This is a genomic window from Edaphosphingomonas haloaromaticamans (assembly GCF_001853345.1).
Classification (GTDB): domain Bacteria; phylum Pseudomonadota; class Alphaproteobacteria; order Sphingomonadales; family Sphingomonadaceae; genus Sphingomonas_E; species Sphingomonas_E fennica.
Window position 1 is genome coordinate 3,884,230 of record NZ_MIPT01000001.1, and the last position, 19,551, is coordinate 3,903,780.

The following is a 19,551-nucleotide window of genomic DNA, read 5'->3' on the forward strand; positions in this document are numbered from 1 at the left end:
ATTCTGGCGATCTTAAGGAGGCTGTGATCGCCCGTACGCAATGCGGGTCGTCGTCAGTCTTGCAAGGCCCGAACGGCCTCGATGGGCATCAGGAGAACGCGCTCTCCCAGCGGCGAGGCGATGAAGCCATGCCGCTCGTAAAAGCCCACGGCGTCGTCGTCGATCGCGTGCACGATGACGGCGCGAACGCCGGCGATCTCCGAGGCGGCCGCACAGCGGCGGAGCGCGTCGGCGAGCAGATCGGCCCCCAGGCCAAGCCCCTGGAGGGTGGAATCGACGGCCAGCCTTGCGATGAGAAGCAGGGGCACCTTGTCCGGCATGCCCTTTCGCAGCTTTGCCGTAGGGAGCGCCGCCCGCTCCTCCATCGCGGTGGTGATGGTGTAATAACCCACAACCTGACCGGTCCGGTCAGCGTCGCAGACGACGTAGGTGCGGGCCGAGGCGCCTTCACTGGCGAGCGCGCGTTCGTTGAGCCAAAGATCGAGCGAGGCGTGCCGTCCATTGCGGAACGCATCGACACCATGGCCGGCGTTCAATCGCTCAGGTGGCGTAACATGGCGCGTGGACATGGAAACGAGCGACGCGTCCGATCATCGATTCCAGAGCGGTTCGCGCTTCATCAGCTTTTCGAGGCTAGGCGACGGCACGGGCGGCGCATCGAGAAGGCTAAGAAACTGCTCGTGCTGCTCGGCATCCAGAAAGAAGGTTCGCTGATCGAGGATGGCGGCCTCGGCTTCCCGCCGCGCGCTCGCAAGCATGAACTCGGACAGTTTCTGGCCTCGCAGAGAAGCGGCACGGCTGAGCATCGCCTTGAGCTCAGCTGCAGCCCTGATCTGGATGACATCGTCCTTACGCGCAGAGGCGCTTCGGTCGGAACGGGCTTGCTGTGCCATATCGCTAAACTCCTTGTAGGCATTTGGCGATTTGCCACGACAATGTCAATACATTCGCGCTTTCCGCATCATCGACTTTACGTCGCGGGCTTGGCCGGGGTAGCCTTCCTCGCCGTTCCCCAATCGGTCAATGCGCAAGGCGAACGTCCGGCCGCTGCGGTGTCGAAGCAAGGCTATTGGTGGTATCAGGCACCGCCGTCGCCCCCCGAAAAGCCGGATGACGCGGACGCGCTGGTGAAGCCGGTCATCCCGCCCATGGCGGAGCTTGCGACCTGGGCGCCGCCAAAGATCCGCAAGCTCATCGAGCAGCAGCGCGACTATGCCGCGACGGTGCTGACGGTCGATGCCGTCGCGGATTTCTGGCGACTGCAGGATTTCGCGCGGCGCAAGGCGCGAGCGTTCGCCGGCATCACCCAGATCGCGATGCTGCAATATCCCGAACTCAACTCGAAGTCCGCTAACCCGATGGTCGGTGACGCCCGCTCGGAGCTGACCGCCGAGAAGGATGCCATTCGCCGGTCCTATCTGCGCGCCCATGGTGGCGAATTCGCGCTCGTCATGTTCTCGCGTTCGACCTGCGGCTATTGCCGCGTCCAGTGGCCGATCATCCAGCGCTTCCAGGAAGAGATGGGCTGGCAGGTCACGCTCATGGATATCGACAAGCGGCCCGAGGTCCGGGAGCGGTTCGGCGTCGAGATCACACCGACGACGATGGTCATCCGCCGAGGGAGCCAGCAGCGCATGATCATCGCCTCGGGCGTCGAGGCTTATCCCAACCTCGCGCAGATGGCCTATCAGGCGGTGCGCCTCCTGCGCGGCGACATCCGCCCGGAGCAGTTCATGACCGGCCCGGGCGAGGATGCGGGTTTCTTCGACGCGCTGGGCAACGGCCCTGTATCGGCGAGCGACCCAAGGGCTCTGGGCGGCGATCTCGTCGGGGCATCGAGCGAGCCGAGGCCGTGATGCGCGGGCTCATTCTCCTCGGCATTCCGGGTCTCGTCATCAGCATGGGCTCGGCTGCGGCCCAGACCGTGACGCGCGACGACGCCATGCGGGCCGCGATCCACCCCGTCGGCGACGCGAAGACCATGCAGGCCTGGCTCTCGCGCGTTCCGATGACGCGCGACTTTCCCGACGATTTCAATACGACCCTGCGCGGGCATGGGGCTGCCTTCGTCATCGAGATGACGACGGCGCCCAGCTGCGTTCCATGCGGCGACCTTTGGACCAAGCTGACGGCTCTCAGCACGCGCTATGGCTGGCAGGTCCGCACGATCAGCGGTCAGGAAGCGATGATCCGATCCGGCCGCCTTGGTCTGCCCTGGGTCGGGCATCCGGTCGCCTGGGTGAGGCCAGTCGGCAACGACACGCGCGTTGTACCGGTGGCGATCGGCACCGACCATTCGCCCAATCTGGCCCGCAATCTCTATCTGGCCGCCAAGATGCTGACCGGGGTGAGGCCCGCGGTCGGCGTCAGGGCCATGTCCAAGTTCACCGGCATCGTGGGGCTGCCGGCGATCCGTAAGGCAAGGCACTGAGCGATGGCGGGCTCAGTCTTTCCTTCTTCATCTCCTATCGTCGGGAGTCCACCATGTCCGCTTGGTATCGTACCGCCGTCCGTTCGCTGATCGCCCTTGCCCTCGCCACGGTCGTTTCCGCGGCGCCCGCCCATGCTCAGAGCTGGGCGGAGAGCTGGTTCGATAATGTGACCTACACCTCGCCGGGCAGCTTCGAGGACCAGACTCGAGGTTATGTGACGGCGGGCGGCATGTCGGGCCGCGTCGATGTCCATAATGACTATCTGATGTCGGTGAGCCTGCCCAAGGTACGCGCCGGCTGCGGCGGCATCGACATGTTCCTTGGCGGCATGTCGTTCCTCGATCCCGACTATCTCGTCCAAAAGCTCGAAAGCATTCTCCAGGCAGCTCCCGCGGTCGCGTTCCAGTATCTGCTCGAGACGCTCGACGAGAAGATGGGGAACATCATTTCGAAGATGGAGGCGGCGACCAACTTCCTGAACTCGATCCAGGTCAACGATTGCCGGCTCGCCAACCGGATGGTGCAGATCGCGAAAGGCGACGACAATATGTCGGGTATCATCGAGGAGATGACCGGCTATCGCTCGGTCAAGCAAGGATTCGCCAAGAGCTACCAGCAGAGCCGCGAGAAGATCGAGGCCAACAACAACAATCCCACCGAGGATCTGAAGGACGCGCTCGCCAACTGTCCGGCAGAAGTGACAGACATCTTCCGCACCGGCTCACTCCTCGCCCATGCAGCCTCGCGCGTCGGCGCCGGCGACTGGGCAAGCGTGATGCGTGCCCGGGTCGGCGACGTGTACATGCGCTGGGATGATGGGGACCGTGTTCCGCTCTTCACGGCCATTCCCCAGTGCCCCGCGCAGGATACTGAAAGCGCGCAAGATTTCCTGACTGGCCGGGTCCAGCGCCGTACGCTCAATTTCCCGCCCACCGGCGCCGATTGCGTGCAGGACGGCAGCGGCCGCGGCGCGCTCGTTCTGGCGCGCGAGCGCATGCAGTCGATCGCCACCAAGATCCGCACGCGTGCAGCCCTGTCGGCCGAGGAGCGGCAGTTCGTGGCCAATGTTCGCACGCTGCCGGTCTACCGCATGCTCGAATGGGGCGTGCGCCAGGGTGTGATCGACTCCGTAATTGCCGACACAGATGAGCTGGTCGCGCTCACCCTCGCCTACCAGATGCTCAACGACTTGACTCGCACCATCGACTTCACGGTGACCAATGCAGAGCGGGGAGCGACGGTGGCGGGGTCGGCCGACGGCAACAACGCCAATGTCTGTCAGACGCGGATCCTGTCCAAGGGCATCGAGCAGCTACGGGATTTGAGAGACGAGGTGCTACGCCAGCGCGCGCAGATGCGCCAGAGCTATATGGCGGCCCTCAACCAGGCCAACCTCTCCGCCAACTATGCCGGGCTCCTGCGCGACCGGGATCGAGATGCACGCGACGCTGCCGGCGCCGCAGCGCGCAACCAATAGGATCGTCCAGATGCGTCGGCTTCCGAGGCTACTTGCCGCCCTTCCCGCCCTCCTTCTCGCTTCGCCCGCTTTTGCGGTCGACACGAGCTTCCACACCTATGACGGCTTTGCCGAGACGGTCGACGCCTTCCGTCTCGTCTCGATGATCTTCGGCGATCCGCGCTACGAGACGCTGGTGATGATCGTTGCGACGGTCGGGATCGGCCTCGGCGCGATCATCGCCAGCGTGCGCGGCACTGGAATGGGTCTGGTCGCTTTCGGCTTCCAGATTCTCATCGGTGTAGGTCTGTTCGTCGGGCTCATCGCCACGACGGGGACTGTCCATGTCTACGACCGGGTGCGCAACGCCTATCAGCCGGTCGGCGGTGTCCCCAATCTCCTCGTGCTCGTCGCCGGCGCGACCAACATGATCGAGCGCGCGATGGTCGAGACGATCGACGACAACACCCTCGATCCCAATGCCAAGATCGAGTTCGGCGCCGGCGGGCACAGCTTTGATCTGTTTCTCAACGCCGTCTCTCCACGCGGCCCAATGACGGATGTCTTCCTCGACGCGACGATCAAGGACTATGTGCGCCAATGCTATCCCGTCGCACGAGTGTCGGCCGCCTATGGCGTCGATGATGACCAGCTCTTCCGGACTTCGACCGACCTGCCCGCCTCCTTCGCAGCGATGGCCGGGCCCGCTACCTTCTCGACTGTCTATGCCGAGGCCGACAAGGGCGGCACGACGGTCAGTTGCACGGACGCGTGGACGCATATCTCGGATCGCCTCTCGGACCCGGTCCTGTTCGACGGCTACACCACACAGATCTGTGCGCGGACGGGATACGACACCGGCAATGCCCAGCAGATGACGCGCTGCCGGCAGCAGCTCGGCGAAATGGGCCAGATGATGCTGGGGCGGCCGCTGAGCGCACAGGCGTTCCTGACGCACATCCTCCTTGGCAACACGGTGGGCGACGTGCTGTTCGAGGATTCACCGGCAAGCGCGGCGCGGGTCATGGCCAATCGCGCAGTCATTTCCAACGGCCTTGCCACGATGTCGGTCGCGAACGAATGGATGCCGACGATCCGCGCCACCGTGTTCGGCATCATGCTGTTCATGATCCCGATCGCGCTCCTGTTCATCCTGACGCCGATCAATCTGCGGGTCGCGAGCTTTGCGCTCGGTATGTTCGTCTTCGTCGCCCTCTGGGGCGTTATCGACGCCGGCATCTATCAGCTCACCCTTGGTCGCGCGACGGCAACGCTCGCGGAGCTGCGCTCGAACGCGCTCGCGGCCAACGCCTGGCTGCTCGCGCCTTCGTCCGCGATGAAAGCGCTGGCGATCTTCGGGAGCTTTCGCACGGCCGCCGCCGGCCTTGCCGGCGCGTTCGTCTTTACCGTGTTCCGCTTCAGCGGCAATGTGTTCACGGCCTTCACATCGGGTTCGCTCGGTGTGGCGAGCCAGGGCACGGCTGCTGCCGCGCCGATGGGCACGGCCGAAGGCCAAGCCTCGGCACTCGAAGCGCAGGCTTCTGCGTTGGGCACCCGCTCGCGCGCGGCTGTGGCATCGAGCTTCGGTGACTTCGGAGAACGCTCGACCTTTGGCGCCAGTCGCGTCTTCGGCGAGGCAGACCGTATCCTTGGCGAGCGCCCCGGCACCTCAGGTGGGACGGCAATGGCGCTTGGCAGCATCGAGGGTTCCCGCCAGCTGGGAAGCCTTGCCCCGGCTCTGGGTGGCCGGGACGTGACAGATCCGGCAGTGGCGCGCGCCGTGCAAGCCAATGCCGCCACCACGGCGATCCATCAGTTCGCCGAGAAGGATGCCCTGCGAAGCCTCGGCACGGGCTATTTTGGGGAAGGTGAAGCCGGTGAGAAGGCGTTCGCCGCCTTCAGCCAAAACCTCGTGCAATGGCGCGCCTTTGGCGATCAGAGGGCTTACGGCATGATGATGCAGGCGGTGACGCGGCATTACGAGCGGGCCGGCTACTCGACGAGCGATGCGCAGCTCAAGGCGTCGGGCGTGATCGGCGAGGCCCAGGCCGATCCGACATTCGCCAAGCTGATCGCCAACACCTTCGACCAGGAGCAGATGCTGAGAAACGACCTCACGTCGGCGCAGATCCAGGTCGGTGCGATGGAAGGACGCCGGGACTATGCCGGCGATAACGTCGCCGGTGTCGAGCGCGCCAATGTCGCGACCGAGCAGGGCTGGCGCAGCGGCAGCAATCAAGGGCAGCGCGAGGCGGCCTCGATGCTCGGTCTCTCCGTCGACGAAACGTCCCGCCGTGTCGGCTTCATCAACGCGCTTTCGGGCGAAGCCCGCAGCACCGCCATCACCCAGCTCTCTCGCGCCACGGGCAGGAATGAGGCGCAGGTCGTGGCAGCGCTCGAGCGCTACAATGCCGCTGTGCAGGTCGGGACCGCCGATGGCGCGAGCGCCGAAGCGGGTCGCGAGGGGACAAGCGTCTACGGGCGCACTCGGGAGGCTGCGGGCTATGACTTCGCCGAGCGTTCGGGCAGGCTCGACGCGCAGCGCGAGGTTGGAACCAGCGGCACGCGCGCTGCGGCGCGCATCGGCGAGCAGCGGCGGCAGTCGGAGAATTTCGGTTATGCCGAGGGTGCTGCCGCGGCAGGCGTCTCGACACGCGAGGCGGCGCGGCTCGACAGCTTCATCCAGGCGCTGAGCCGGACGGCAGGCAACCAGGTCGATATGGCCGAAGGCGGTGCGGCCGGCATCGCCGATCGTGCGCGCAACGAGCGCCTGACCTCGATCGTCGACAAGGAGCGGCTGACGCGGATGCAAGGGCTGCTCGCCGAAAACGGCATCAAGCTGTCGAAGCGGCAAATCGCGATGGACCAGAATGGCGATCTCAGCCTCAACCTTTCTCCCGATACGGCGGCTACCATGTGGAAGGCTGGCCTCATCAACGAAAGCCAGCTCGGCGCGATCGCCAATGGCGGGCATGCGCGCTTCAGTTTCGCGCACAACGACCTCCTCGTCTCCAGCGGAACGGATTTCAGCCGATCGGCGCGCAGCGATACCAGCACGCGGTTCGAAGCCGGCAAGCAGGCGGGTCCGGATACGATCGAGCACTTCATGGGCGGCGGCGCCGAAGGCCAGGCCATGCTCGCCAACTGGCTGCGCGGCGGATTCGAGATGGACCGTAAGGGCGAATGGCGCCTGAAGCCGCAGGTCGCCGATACACTCCAGCGCGATGTGCAGGCGATCATGGCCCAGACCGGATGGCAGAGAACGCTGTCACGATCGGCCCAGGATCAGACAACGATGGGAACCACAGTCGGTATCGAAGCTGGGGGAACGGTATCTACATCAGATAGCGAAGGCACGAGTACTGGCTCATCGTCGGGCGGCAAGGGACGGCAACGAGGAACCACCCAAACTGTCAGTAAAGGGAAGACCACAGTTGGTCGGTTCGGTGGTGACGTTGGCTTCCGAAGCACGGATCAGGGGGTTACGAGCGAGACCGCGCAGTCCACCATGGACGTCGTCAACTATGATGTGCGTGATTCCATTGCTGCCGCTGAACGAGCTGCGGCCCGCTCCAGCAATCCCGAAGCGACTTTTTCCCGGGAGCTGTCGAACCGCATCCTCGGTAGCGAAGGCATGCGCAATCGCTACCTCCAGAACGCAGATGATGGTCGCGCCACTTTCGACATCACCGGGCCACTGACGTCAGTGGAACAAAACTCCGTCCTCTCCAGAGGAAGCTTTTCTACTGACATCAAAGGCAGCCTTGGCGACGGCGATAGCAGCTTCAAGAAGCGCTAGCGGTGCTTGCCTGTATGCGGGTCAATGTACCCCGGGTTGTTAGGGTTCGCCGGATTGCCGATCCAGAGCAATCCCGACCGCGGGTCCAACATGTCAAACCCAGCCCGGGAGTTTTTCACCGCCCGGTCATGGTCTTCCCAAATGCGCCTTGCGGCGTCCGATGCCTCTTCATCGGACAGCGGCGTTCCATCGCCTGGACCCACGAATCCGTCCAGACGCTCCCGGACATAGCCGACACCCAGCACCATGAGCGCCGTCATCGGGAAAAACAGGACGTTCAGATAGCCCGCAAGTGCGCCGCCATAGAATGCGGCGAGAACGTCAACGCGCGCCGTCGTCGCCATCCCCAGCCACCAGACGGGAATGGCGGACCACCAAAGCTTGGCATACCAGGGCTGCCAGAACCACTTCGACAGCTTCGGCTGGTCAGCGGCGCTTTCCGCTTGATGTTTGTCGATGGTAGTACCCATCGGGAAATCCTTTCGGTTTTCCCTTAGCATCTTCGGCATCAACCGTCATCAGAAAATGACGGAGAAGCCTTGTCTTTACTGTCAAACTCCCTATTGTTGGGACAGGAAGGACAGACATGGCCAGCAACGCCTCCATCGTCAAATCGGATCGGCGACCGACCACTCGTCGGGTCGTTTCCGGAATCGACACGCTCCGCCGGAAGGCCTTGGAGAAGCTCACGCTTGCCATCGCCAAAGCGGTGGAGTCCGCAAGCGACGATACGTTGGCAGATATCGTGGGTTCCCATGATTTGCGCCATGCCCTGGTCGTCGCACCGCGAGACATCGCGCCGGAAGCACCGGCCGATCTGGAAGCTCTTAAAGCGGCGCGCGAGCGGACCGGCCAATTTCGCGAGGACATGGCAAAGCGCGCCGGCGGGATGTTCGATCGCGGTCATGTCGCGGAAATGCTCGGCGTCTCCGTCGCGGCGATCGAAAAGCAGAGGCAGCGGCGTCAGATCCTTGGCGTGCCCTATGGTTCCGAAAATCGGTTCCCGGCCGCACAGTTCGTCAATGGCGAGACGGTCCCGCATCTCAAGCGGGTGCTCGAGGCGTTTGACGACACCAACCCCTGGGAACAGCTGATGCTGCTGACGACCCCGCTCGAGGGATTTGGCGGCGAGCCGGAAACCGCGCTCGAAATCTTGCGACGCAAACCCGATCAGGAGACGGTTAGCCAGTTGGTCGCCCTCGCGACAGCTTGGACGTCCTGACCCAACATGGCGGCTACGCTATTGCGTCGGATCAACGTCGGCGCACGTCTTCATAGAATCCATCGCATCGGTCACAATGCGATCTTTTTCGGCCCGCTCGATGGCACGCCGGTCGCGCGGTTCGATGCGCCCGATGGAAGCTACAAGGTTCTGTATGCCGCACGATCGCTCGAAACCGCGTTCGGCGAAACCCTGGTCCGCTTGCCGGCGATTCCCCATATCACCTCCACCGCAGTGCAAAGTCGCCTGCGTAGCGAGTTGGTGGCCACACGGACACTGAGACTTTACCCGCTCCTGGACGCGGGCGTCTCGGCGCACGGGCTCTCGTTTACGGACCTTCACGGCGATGTTTACGCGAAGACGAGGGAGGTAAGCCGGGTCATTCATGAGACCACGTCGGCGGACGGCATCCTTTACACGTCGCGTTTCGACAATCAGCGCTGCGTGGCGATCTTCGACCGGGCGGCCGAAGCGATCGAGCTGGGGTCCAGGCGCGATTTGGTAATTGGCCCTGCCGAGGCAGCTTCGCTCGCTGGCCATTTTGGAAAAACTTATGTCGAGCCCTGACGCGGACCGCTGGCAATCCATCCAAAGCCCCTCGACCCGCTTGCAGACCCAGGTCTGACCAGCTATGTCTGACTAGCTAGTCAGGAGAATGCACCATGGGCACAGCCATTCGCAAAGGCGAACGCGACAAGTCCGGTCGGGATGGCACCTGGAAACTCGAGGATGCCAAGGCCCGGTTCAGCGAGGTCGTCAGGCGCGCCCAGAGCGAGGGACCGCAGCGCGTCACTGTCCGCGGCCGGGAGGCCGTGGTGGTGATGAGCGTTGATGAACTGGACCGGCTGCTGCCCAAGGATGCGGGCAAGCCTGCGTTCGTTCCGTTCCTCGAGAGCCTCGGGCTCGATGGCCTCAACCTTGAGCGCGAGATCGACCGCGGGCGGGACGTGGCTTTGTGAAAGGCTGGCTGCTGGACACCCATATCGTATCTGCGTTAGCGAACCCGAACGGTGCGCCGAGCGTCAAGGCATGGGCGACGGCGCAACCCGAGCACCGGATGTTCTTGAGCGTCCTGGCGCTCGCGGAATACGATAAAGGCATCTACAATCTCGAGCCAGACCATCCCGATCGTTCGCGCTATATCGCGGCCCGCGACGCGCTGGCCGAACGCTTCAGCGATCGGCTCCTCTCCGTCGATGACGCCATCGTCTATCGCTGGGGCGCAATTTCGGGTGAGGTAAAGCGGCGGATCGGGCAGTCCCCGCCGGTAATTGACACGCTGCTCGCGGCAACAGCGATCGAGCATGGCCTCTTCCTTGTGACGCGAAACATCAAGGATACACGGCATAGCGGCGCCGTGATCTTCAATCCATGGGAAGACGAGCCAGCCCGTTTCCCTCTCACCTGACCCGAATGACAATGGGACGATGAAAACCGAACTCGATCACCTTCCGGCAAACAAGCGACGCGAACTCGATCGGGTCATTCAGATCCTCTTTGAGGAGTTCGAAGATGCCCATGGCGAACCGACAGGTTCTCGCAAGCTCGGCCGCATCCTCAAGATCATCCTCTACGGCTCCTATGCGACAGGCCGCTGGGTGCACGAGCCGCATACCGCGAGAGGCTATCGATCGGATTTCGACCTGCTCATCATCGTCAACCAGAAGGAACTGACTGACTGGATCCAATATTGGGAGAAGGCAGCAGAGCGTCTCGACCGGGAGACCATGATACTCAATCGGCTGCGCACCCCAGTCAATTTCATCGTTCACACCCTCCAGGAGGTAAACGATGGGCTGGCGCACGGCCGCTATTTCTTCATGGACATCGCGCGGGAGGGGATCGCTCTCTATCAGGTTGACAACAGTGAGTTACAATCGCCGAATCCTAAAACGCCGCAGCAAGCATATGACATGGCTTTAGGATATTATGAAAAATGGTTCAAACTATCAGTATCGGCGCGGATGGGATTTCAGTTCTTTTACAGCAACGGACAATATGAGGACGCAGCCTATAGCCTGCAGCAGGCATGCGAACGGCTGTATTATTGCGTGCTGCTCGTCTATACCTTCTACACGCCATACACTCACAACATCAAATTCCTGCGTCAGCTGGCAGAACGACTGTCGCCGCATCTGATTGAGGCGTGGCCGCGGGACAAGCGCAAGATCGAGGCGCGTTTCCTCAAGCTTAAAGAAGCGTATGTCAAGGCAAAGCATTCTGAACATTTCAAGATGACGGAAGAGGACTTCGCTTACCTCGCCGAGCGCATTGAGGTGCTTGGCACGATCGTCAACGAACTTTGCCAGAAGAGGTTGGCAGAGCTGCGCGCCGAGCTATAGGCGCTTTGCCCCATATTAAGACGAACATTGCAGGAGGAAATGAATGAACAACAGCGACTTGGCCGAAAAGCTGGCAACGGTCATCGACATCACAAAGGCTGATGCCCGTAAGGCGGTTGATACGGTCTTCGCCGCAATCGCGGAATCCGCGTCGAACGGCGAGGAAATTTCGCTCAACGGCTTTGGCAAGTTCAAGGTCAAAGACACGCCGGCGCGGGAGGGACGCAATCCAGCTACGGGCGCTACCATCCAGATCGCCGCGTCGAAAAAGCTCACCTTCGCGCCCGCCAAGGCGATCAAGGATAAGCTGAACGGCTAATGTTCAAACGACCGGCGATTTTTTCAGTCGCCGGTCAAAGCTGTTCGATAAATCCATCTGTGCGGCCGATTCCCGTCATTCCCCTATGCCAGCAGATCAACAATCGTTGACAAATCGGGCAGAAAGGAGCGGCATTGGTTGCGGACGCTTCATCGGTTGATGGATAACGCAAATTGATGCTGCTTGCCGCCGCGAACTCATTCGACGCAGTGTAAGCTGCGTGCCCAATCTCCTTCGTCGGTCGCCACCGCTAAACACCCGAGAGATGACGTTCAATCAAAATGCTCCATTGAGACCAGCCTCAAAAAATATCCGGGTCTCTTGCGCTTGCGCCGCCGCGAGCTATGACGGGCTTATTCGCATGGACCCGGTGCAAATCCGGGTGGCTATTCCGGCCGCCGATCCGCCGGACAACATCACACATGAAACCAGATGCAGCGCCCCTCGCGGACGCCATGTGCCTTGTTGTGGAATTTTCCTTAGATGACAGACTTTCTCTCCCGCTATCGCCAGCAATGGTTCAGTGACGGTGGCGGCGTGCGCCGAGATTTTCTCGCCGGTGTCGTCGTGGCACTGGCGCTTATCCCCGAGGCCATCGGCTTCTCCATCATTGCCGGCGTCGATCCGCGTGTCGGGCTCTATGCCTCCGTGGCCATCGCGATGGTCATCGCGTTCGTGGGCGGACGGCCGGGGATGATCTCCGCAGCGACCGCCGCCGTGGCGGTTCTGGTCGTACCGTTGGTGCGCGATCATGGCGTCGAATATCTCTTCGCCGCGACCATCTTGATGGGCCTGATTCAGATTGTGGCGGGTCTGCTTCGGCTAGACCTGCTCATGCAATTCGTCTCGCGCTCGGTGATCACCGGCTTCGTCAACGCGCTGGCGATCCTTATCTTCCTGGCGCAGCTGCCCCAGCTCACCGAGGTGACATGGGAGACCTATGCGATGGTCGCCGGAGGCCTGGCCATCATCTATCTCTTTCCACGCATCACCAAGGCCGTACCCTCGCCGCTGGTCGCGATCCTCGTGCTCTCCGCAGTCAGCATCGGGCTCGGCCTGCCGGTGAACACGGTTGGTGACATGGGCAAACTGCCGGAAGGCCTGCCGAGCCTGGCGCTGCCAAACGTGCCGCTCTCGATAGAGACGTTGCGGATCATCCTGCCCTACTCGCTGACCATGGCCGCCGTCGGCTTGCTGGAATCCCTGCTGACGGCGCAGATCGTCGATGACATGACCGACACGGATAGCGACAAGAAGCAGGAATGCGCCGGACAGGGTACTGCGAACATCGTCGCGGCGTTTTTCGGCGGGATGGGCGGCTGCGCCATGATCGGCCAATCGGTCATCAACGTGACTTCCGGTGGGCGCGGGCGCCTCTCAACCTTCGTGGCGGGCGCTTTCCTCCTGTTCCTGCTGGCCGTGCTGGGATCGTTCGTGGGACGCATACCCATGCCAGCGCTGGTCGCGGTGATGATCATGGTGTCGATCGGCACGTTCAGCTGGAATTCCATTCCCAATCTGCGCCATCATCCCGCGACATCCTCGATCGTGATGGTGACGACCGTCGTCGTGGTGGTCGCGACGCATGATCTCTCGCTCGGAGTGCTGGCGGGCGTATTGCTCTCGGGCATCTTCTTTGCTGGCAAGGTCCAGCGCATGATGTCGGTCGAGCGTGAGAGCAGTGCGGACGGCCTTGTCTATCGGGTTACCGGCCAGATTTTCTTTGCCTCGGTGGACCGCTTCACCCGTGCCTTCCAGACCGAAGAACAGGCGGCTCGCGTCCTCATCGATGTGTCCGCCGCCCACTTCTGGGACATCTCAGGTGTCGCGGCACTGGACAAGATTATCGCCCGTTTGCGCCGTGAAGGGTGCGCGGTGGATGTGGTCGGCTATAATCGCGCCAGCGCGGACATCATCGACCGGTTCGCCCTGCATGACAAGACGGGTGTGGAAATGGGAGCAGTGCCGCATTGACAACAACAAGCGGGACGTCACGCCCATCTCAAGCCCCCTCGACCCTCAGTTTCCGGGCTTCATATTGACCGGATTGCTTCTCAGGGAGCCTGTATCATTCGCGCCCAGCGCCGCAATGGCGACGCCCAGGCTTGAGTGTGTCCCTTGTCGGGTCCGCCGCGACGGTGGCAGACGAGGAACCACCTCCTGTCGTGCTATTCTAACGACATGTGCAAACGACCCAATCCGCGCCATCGGCGACAACAGCAGGTACTACGGGCATCGAGCGCCCTCAGAATGGGAAGGACCAGCGGATTGCGATGATTGCGACCACCCAGGTCAGCAGGTTTAGCGGCAGACCAATCCTTACGAAATCAAGATAGCGGTAGCCGCCCATCTGGTAGACGAGGACGTTCGTCTGGTATCCGAACGGGGTCGCGAAAGCGGCGCTGCCGGCCATCATGATCGCGACGAGAAAGGGCCGCGGACTCACGCTCAGGCTTTCGGCAAGCGCGACCGCGATCGGCGTGACCAGGACCGCGACGGTAGCGTTCGACAGAAGTTCGGTCAGCAGAAGCGTCGCGCCATAGAGAAGAATGAGTGCCATCAGCGGGCCGAATGCCTGGACCGATCCGACGAGTCCATCGGTCGCGGCAGCCGCCAGTCCGGTCTGCTCGAGCGCGATGCCGATGACGACCATGCCGGCAATGAGGAGCAATATATGCGGACGAAGCCCGCCATAGGCCTCATCGGGACTGATCACCCGGAGCAGAATTAGCAGCACCGCACCGGCGAAGGCGGATGCGGCGATCGGCGCGAAATCGAGCGCCGCGATCACAATGACGGCGACGAAGACAGTCGTCGCGACCGCGGCCCTGCCCGGTGACAATGGCCTGTGCTCGGCGAAATCCTGCACGTCGCCGATCGCATCGCCCGCAAGGTCCACGTGCGAAACGGGATGATGTTCGTCGAAAGCGCGCGGGGCGCCCGGCTGATCAGGCATCCTATTCAATAGGCGACCAGAAAACAGCAGGAGATAGAGCCCGCCAGCGATGGCGACGGCGAGTCCGACCGGGGTGATCTCGAACAGGCCAAAGGCGGGCTGCCCCGACGAGCGGGCCATGTCGTCGACGAGAAGATTGGTCGAGGTGCCGATGAGCGTGCAGGTGCCGCCGAGTACCGCCACATAGGACAAGGGCATGAGATAGCGCCTCGGCGACAATTGGAGCGACATCGCTACGTCCCGGACCACGGGAGCCGCCAGCACGACGATCGGGGTGTTGTTGAGGAAGCCCGACGCCGCGCCGCACAGGCCGATGAGGATCCACAGCCCCGCCGAACCGATGCGCCGGCACAGCGCCACCGCCTTGCGGATCAGCAGATCGAGCAGGCCGGAAAGCTCCATCGCGTGCGCGATCACGAACAGCGACGCCAGCGTCACGATGGCGGGACTTCCGAACGCGCCCTGGACCTCGCTGGGTCGCACCGCGCCGGAGATGAGAAGCAGCGCCGCCCCCGCGAGCGCGACCACATCGGCGCGCGCCTTGTCGAAGACAAGCGCGGCGATGACGCCAACGAGGACAAGCAATGTGATGATCTGGTCGAGGGTCATGGAGACCTGCCTAGCATATTCGTCCCCGGCCCGCAGACTACCGACCTCGATTTGCGNCCACCTCGATTTGCGGCCACACAGGCCCGACACAGGGGAGATTACGTCCTCGACCGTGCTGGGGTTCATCTAAAGGGCGTCTCTGCTAGGGTGGCGCGATGGAACGCGACGCCAATCGAAAGTGGAGACTTGTCTGGGTAGCGGCCGGAATGGTGGGCATTGTCGTCGCGGCGATGGCAGGCTTCTATATCGGCCAGCGAAGCGTGCCCCCCGCCGCTCCCGCGCAGCAGGTGACCGCCCCGCCGGCCAGGGTCGAGACCACGCACACGACCGAGCCACCGGTCAGCACCGGGCCGATCGATCGGGCTAGCCTGCTTGCGGCCGTTGCCGCCGCTGCGGACGCAACGGCCTCTGGCGGTCCGCTCCCTGCGGAGAATGCGGAGCTGGCTGGCCGCGCCTTCACGCTGCGCCTGCCATTTGGCTGTGATGGGCCGCTTCCCGAAGCGGGAAATATCTGGGCCGGGTGGACCTATAATCCGGGGACCAAGGCCCTGAAGCTGATCGTGCATCCCGAACGCTGGGACACCGGGAATTGGGTGCATCAGCTTGCCGGAGACACTGCATTCGAAGCCGTCGAGGGTTTCTGGATACGGCGACCGTGGACAGTATCGGAAGCTTGTCCTGTTGGGGGCGATGCGGGCGCCTCTTCCGACACAACCGAGGCTTCTGTCCGCCAGACCGTGGCATTGGCGCAGTTTTTCCGGCCGGAGACGCCGAGAAATCTGAGGCGGGGCAAGCGGCCCTATGCGTTCACGATACGGCAGGAGGCCGAAGCCGTGCCGGGTGATTTCCGCCTGCGGATCAACGGCCGCATCGTCGCCTTCGCCGACGGCCAGCCGATCCATTGCCGCAATGAGGTGCCCGCCGAACGGCCGATATGCGTGATCAATGTCGAGTTCACGCAAGTGGCCTTCGAGGACGCGCAGGCCAAAACCCTCACCGAGTGGCGCTGACGCGGAAAGAGACGGACCGACGCCCGGCTGCGCGCTGTCTTCTCGATTGCCCGCAAGCGCGCGATCGGGCAGCCTTAGTCCGGTGATGCCGTTTCGCGAGCACGCGGCACCACGCCGAAGAAGTCCTTGAGGTCCATCGGGAACGGGAACACGATCGTCGAGCTGCGTTCACCGGCTATGACATTGAGGGTCGACAGGTAGCGCAGTTGCATCGCCTCTGGCCGCTGGCCCAGGATTTCGGCTGCCTCGAGCAGCTTGGCCGCCGCCTGCTGCTCCCCCTCGGCGTTGATCACCTTGGCGCGACGCTCGCGTTCGGCTTCGGCCTGGCGCGCGATGGCGCGCACCATCGATTCGTCGATGTCGACATGCTTGATCTCGACGTTGGCGACCTTGATGCCCCAGGCATCCGTTTGCGCGTCAAGTATTTCCTGGATATCGATGTTGAGCTTGTCCCGCTCGGCGAGCATCTCGTCGAGCTCGTGCTTGCCGAGCACCGAGCGCAATGTGGTCTGGGCCAGTTCGCTCGTCGCCTGCATGAAGTTCTCGACCTGGATCGTCGCGCGCTCGGGATCCATCACTCGGAAATAGATGACAGCGTTGACCTTCACCGACACATTGTCACGCGAGATGACGTCCTGCGTAGGGACATCAAGGACGACGGTCCGGAGGTCCATGCGAACCATCTGCTGCACATAGGGAATGAGCAGGATGAGCCCCGGGCCTTTGACGCCGGTGAAACGGCCGAGCGTGAACACCACGCCGCGCTCATATTCCCGCAATATCCTGATGGTTGCGGCAAACAGCGCAAGCAGGACAATGACCGCGGGAATGTAAAAGGCAAAGCTGCCGAGCGTTTCCATTTCAGGTCTCCTTGAGGTGAGGAGCAGCGCTTTCATCGAGCCCTGCATGTTCGTAGGGCTCGATGCGCAGCACCAGCCCCTTCAAGGCCGTGACGCGGACGGTCGCGCCGGCATTCATTGTCCCAACTCCCTGCGCCTGCCAACGCTCGCTGTGGACGAAGATATGGCCTTTGCCATCCTTCCAGTCGAGAACGGTGCCGGTCGATCCGACCAATTCCTCGCGGCCGGTGACGACCTTTCGCCGATGGGCCTTGAGCGCGAGGCGCATGAAGACGATGGTCAGTCCCAGGCTTGCAAGGGCCACGATACCAACGACTGGCCAGCTTATCTGGAACTGGGGGATATCGGTGTCGATCATGATCGCCGCGCCCAGGACGAACGCCACGGTTCCTCCTATTCCCAAGATGCCGAAGGATGGCGCGAACGCTTCGGCCGTCATGAGTCCAAGCCCGAGCAGGATCAGCCCGACGCCAGCATAGTTCACCGGCAATGCGGTGAGGGCGTAGAGTCCGGTCAATAGGCAGATCGCGCCGATCGTGCCGGGGTACAGGGCGCCCGGATTCATGAACTCGAACAGCAGGCCATAGATGCCGACCATCATCAGGATGAGCGCGATGTTGGGGTCGGTGATGGCCGCCAGCAGCCTCGTGCGCCAGTTGGGGTCGAGATCGACAAGCGTCAGATCGTGCGTGGCGATGGTGATCGCGACGCCGCCGGCCGTGACCGAACGGCCATTGACCTGAGCCAGCAGTTCGGTCCGGTCTCGCGCGATGACGTCGATAACTTTCTGCTCGAGCGCCGCCTGAGCGGAAAGGCTCGCGGCATTTCGGACCGCGGCTTCGGCCCAGTCGACGTTGCGCCCTCTCAGTTCGGCCAATGACCGGATATAGGCGATGGCGTCGTTGACGGCCTTTGCCTCGCTGGCTCGGCCCGATGGCGGGGTGCTCGATCGCTTGTCCGGATCGGTCTTGTCAGGCGGCGAGGCGAACGGGCTGCCGCTTCCGCCCAGCTGGACGGGCGTGGCGGCGCCGACGTTGGTGCCAGGCGCCATCGCCGCGATGTGGCTGGCGTAGAGGATGAAGGCGCCGGCGCTTGCCGCCCGGCCCCCGCTGGGGCTCACATAGGCGACCACCGGCGCCGGCGAGCGCAGGATCGCCTGAATGATCTTGCGCATCGAGGCGTCGAGTCCCCCAGGCGTATTCATCTCGATGACAACGAACGGGGCGCGATCCTCGGCGGCCCGGGTGAGGCCTCGTGTCACATAGTCCGCCGTCGCGGGGCCGATCACGCCATCGATATGGAGCACCGGCGCGCTCCGGCCGCTTGGCGCACCGGCCGAGGGCCAAGCCAGCATCGCACCCACCAGCAAGGCCAGGAGCGCCAGGACACCAGCGGGCCGAAGCATTCTCTCTCCTGTCCTGGCCATCGGTGCTCCTCTTCAGCAATGCTTCAAGTCTGTTCCCGGACCATCAGTGTATCCACGGGTACCCAGGACAGCAGGGATTCGGCAGTGCTGCCGATCGTCGCGTGGGCAAAGCCGCTCCGGCCGTGGGTACCCAGTATGATCAGATCGGCGCCAGTCTCACGCAGCGCCTGCGCCACAACCTGCCCGGTCTCGCCATATCCCAGCTTTGCCGCCGTGCGGGCGCGTAGTGTTTCTGGCACTGCCGGCTCTTGGAGAAAGGCATCAAGTTCGCCTTGCGCTTCCGCGCGAACATATTCGCTGACATCATCGGACGTCAGCCATCCCTCATACGGCACATGATAGGCATGCACGAGATGCAGGGCGGCATCGGGGAACAGCTTTGCGGCTTTCACGAGTGCCGCTCGAGAGCATTGAGAAAGATCCGTCGCCACCAACAATGTCTTGTATTGACCGTGGGGCCGCTGCTTGACCACCAGGACCGGAACGCCCGCATTCCGGATGACGTGGTCGACGGCAGTGCCAAGGACGTAGTCGCCAACACTGTTATATCGTGCGACGCCGGTGACGATCAGGTCGCTGCCACGTTCCTGCGCTGTCCGCACGATCGTCTCCGGAGCAGAGCCCGCAAAGAGCAATATCTCCGGTTCTGCCTCGCCCTCCGGCAGCGTAGCCAAGATCCGACGGCGCACGTCGGCTTCGTCATCGGACACCTTATCGGAGTCCAGGACGTGCAGCACGCTCAGGTGCGCCTGCCAATTCCGACTCAGCGCGATTGCCCTGTCCACCGGGCGATCGCAGCGGGCGCTCAAATCGCTCGCCACGAGAATGGATTCAATTTTCATTGGCATGGGCGGACGCGCCTCTCCTTGTCCCCATAACATCAAGGAACCAGTCCTGTCATTGACAGGTCGGGTTCCGACATTCCTGCCGATCTACTTGTGCCGCCCAGTTTTCGGGGCCGGCCCAGACCGACAACTCAGCCCGGACGACGCCGTACATGGTTCGAATGAAGCCGTCAGGACCGAGCGATCTTACGTCTATCGAGAAGACCTGCTGGGGTCTCTATGTAATCTGCCGGATGCGCGAGATCGAAACATCGGCGCCGGCAGCGGCCGGTGAT

19 protein-coding genes and 1 other annotated feature are annotated in these 19,551 nt (G+C 62.9%); of the genes, 12 read left to right on the plus strand and 7 right to left on the minus strand.

Translation table 11 applies throughout. The features are described from left to right. Positions 1–53: 53 nt before the first annotated feature. Positions 54–569, minus strand: a complete 516-nt coding sequence (locus tag BHE75_RS18035) for a GNAT family N-acetyltransferase (protein WP_070934686.1) — start codon at positions 567–569, stop codon at positions 54–56. Positions 570–590: 21 nt separating this feature from the next. Further along, the gene (locus BHE75_RS18040; RefSeq protein ID WP_070934687.1) at positions 591–893 is read right to left on the minus strand and encodes a DUF1778 domain-containing protein; all 303 of its coding nucleotides are present in this window, start codon (positions 891–893) and stop codon (positions 591–593) included. A gap of 42 nt (positions 894–935) precedes the next feature. On the opposite strand from BHE75_RS18040, the gene BHE75_RS18045 reads away from it, so the two are divergent. The 4 genes from BHE75_RS18045 to BHE75_RS18060 are packed head-to-tail and all read left to right on the plus strand — an operon-like array spanning position 936 to position 7,687. Then, positions 936–1,856: a conjugal transfer protein TraF gene (locus BHE75_RS18045; protein WP_084653303.1), complete on the plus strand. Its 921-nt coding sequence runs from the start codon at positions 936–938 to the stop codon at positions 1,854–1,856. Further along, a complete protein-coding gene (locus BHE75_RS18050) occupies positions 1,856–2,431 on the plus strand; it encodes a hypothetical protein (protein WP_070934688.1) in 576 nt (191 codons plus the stop codon). Before BHE75_RS18045 ends, BHE75_RS18050 begins: the two co-directional genes overlap by 1 nt. A 53-nt stretch (positions 2,432–2,484) precedes the next feature. Beyond that, positions 2,485–3,909 carry a conjugal transfer protein TraH gene (locus BHE75_RS18055; protein WP_070934689.1) on the plus strand — a complete coding sequence of 475 codons (1,425 nt, stop codon included), beginning with the start codon at positions 2,485–2,487 and terminating at the stop codon, positions 3,907–3,909. 10 nt (positions 3,910–3,919) lie between these two features. Continuing rightward, a complete protein-coding gene (locus BHE75_RS18060; protein ID WP_070936072.1) occupies positions 3,920–7,687 on the plus strand; it encodes a conjugal transfer protein TraG N-terminal domain-containing protein in 3,768 nt (1,255 codons plus the stop codon). Here the strand turns inward: BHE75_RS18060 and BHE75_RS18065 are convergent. Further along, positions 7,684–8,157, minus strand: coding sequence for a hypothetical protein (locus BHE75_RS18065; protein WP_070936074.1), 474 nt, complete (start codon positions 8,155–8,157; stop codon positions 7,684–7,686). The two genes, BHE75_RS18060 and BHE75_RS18065, sit on opposite strands and share 4 nt — an antisense overlap. 116 nt (positions 8,158–8,273) lie before the next feature. On the opposite strand from BHE75_RS18065, the gene BHE75_RS18070 reads away from it, so the two are divergent. The 7 genes from BHE75_RS18070 (at position 8,274) to BHE75_RS18100 (ending at position 13,544) form a co-directional block, all read left to right on the plus strand. Beyond that, positions 8,274–8,909: a hypothetical protein gene (locus BHE75_RS18070; RefSeq protein WP_070934690.1), complete on the plus strand. Its 636-nt coding sequence runs from the start codon at positions 8,274–8,276 to the stop codon at positions 8,907–8,909. Positions 8,910–8,915: 6 nt separating this feature from the next. Further along, positions 8,916–9,476, plus strand: a complete 561-nt coding sequence (locus BHE75_RS18075) for an RES family NAD+ phosphorylase (protein WP_070934691.1) — start codon at positions 8,916–8,918, stop codon at positions 9,474–9,476. A gap of 95 nt (positions 9,477–9,571) precedes the next feature. Beyond that, positions 9,572–9,868 (plus strand): type II toxin-antitoxin system Phd/YefM family antitoxin, encoded by a 297-nt coding sequence (locus BHE75_RS18080; protein WP_070934692.1) that lies wholly within the window; start codon positions 9,572–9,574, stop codon positions 9,866–9,868. Continuing rightward, positions 9,865–10,317, plus strand: a complete 453-nt coding sequence (locus tag BHE75_RS18085; RefSeq protein WP_070934693.1) for a type II toxin-antitoxin system VapC family toxin — start codon at positions 9,865–9,867, stop codon at positions 10,315–10,317. The genes BHE75_RS18080 and BHE75_RS18085 overlap by 4 nt, the downstream gene beginning before the upstream one ends. A 19-nt stretch (positions 10,318–10,336) precedes the next feature. Further along, positions 10,337–11,251, plus strand: coding sequence for a HEPN domain-containing protein (locus BHE75_RS18090; RefSeq protein WP_070934694.1), 915 nt, complete (start codon positions 10,337–10,339; stop codon positions 11,249–11,251). Between the two features lie 43 nt (positions 11,252–11,294). Next, positions 11,295–11,570, plus strand: a complete 276-nt coding sequence (locus BHE75_RS18095) for an HU family DNA-binding protein (protein WP_070934695.1) — start codon at positions 11,295–11,297, stop codon at positions 11,568–11,570. Between the two features lie 360 nt (positions 11,571–11,930). Then, positions 11,931–11,986: a sequence feature (sul1 is cis-regulatory element that is thought to sense ions involved in sulfur or methionine metabolism; They are found in Alphaproteobacteria), on the plus strand. Between the two features lie 67 nt (positions 11,987–12,053). Continuing rightward, positions 12,054–13,544 carry a SulP family inorganic anion transporter gene (locus BHE75_RS18100; RefSeq protein ID WP_070934696.1) on the plus strand — a complete coding sequence of 497 codons (1,491 nt, stop codon included), beginning with the start codon at positions 12,054–12,056 and terminating at the stop codon, positions 13,542–13,544. A gap of 271 nt (positions 13,545–13,815) precedes the next feature. Here the strand turns inward: BHE75_RS18100 and BHE75_RS18105 are convergent, their stop codons facing one another. Next, positions 13,816–15,135, minus strand: a complete 1,320-nt coding sequence (locus tag BHE75_RS18105) for an SLC13 family permease (protein WP_070934697.1) — start codon at positions 15,133–15,135, stop codon at positions 13,816–13,818. Between the two features lie 155 nt (positions 15,136–15,290). On the opposite strand from BHE75_RS18105, the gene BHE75_RS18110 reads away from it, so the two are divergent. Beyond that, on the plus strand, positions 15,291–16,145 hold the full coding sequence (locus BHE75_RS18110; protein ID WP_139181768.1) for a hypothetical protein: 855 nt from the start codon (positions 15,291–15,293) through the stop codon (positions 16,143–16,145). 74 nt (positions 16,146–16,219) lie between these two features. On the opposite strand, the gene BHE75_RS18115 is transcribed toward BHE75_RS18110, so the two are convergent. The 3 genes from BHE75_RS18115 to BHE75_RS18125 all read right to left on the minus strand — a co-directional run bounded on the left by BHE75_RS18115 (position 16,220) and on the right by BHE75_RS18125 (position 19,279). After that, positions 16,220–17,005 carry a slipin family protein gene (locus BHE75_RS18115; protein WP_070934699.1) on the minus strand — a complete coding sequence of 262 codons (786 nt, stop codon included), beginning with the start codon at positions 17,003–17,005 and terminating at the stop codon, positions 16,220–16,222. A gap of 1 nt (position 17,006) precedes the next feature. Continuing rightward, on the minus strand, positions 17,007–18,293 hold the full coding sequence (locus BHE75_RS18120) for an NfeD family protein (RefSeq protein WP_254684493.1): 1,287 nt from the start codon (positions 18,291–18,293) through the stop codon (positions 17,007–17,009). 161 nt (positions 18,294–18,454) lie between these two features. Further along, on the minus strand, positions 18,455–19,279 hold the full coding sequence (locus BHE75_RS18125; RefSeq protein ID WP_070934701.1) for a universal stress protein: 825 nt from the start codon (positions 19,277–19,279) through the stop codon (positions 18,455–18,457). Between the last annotated feature and the right edge of the window lie 272 nt (positions 19,280–19,551).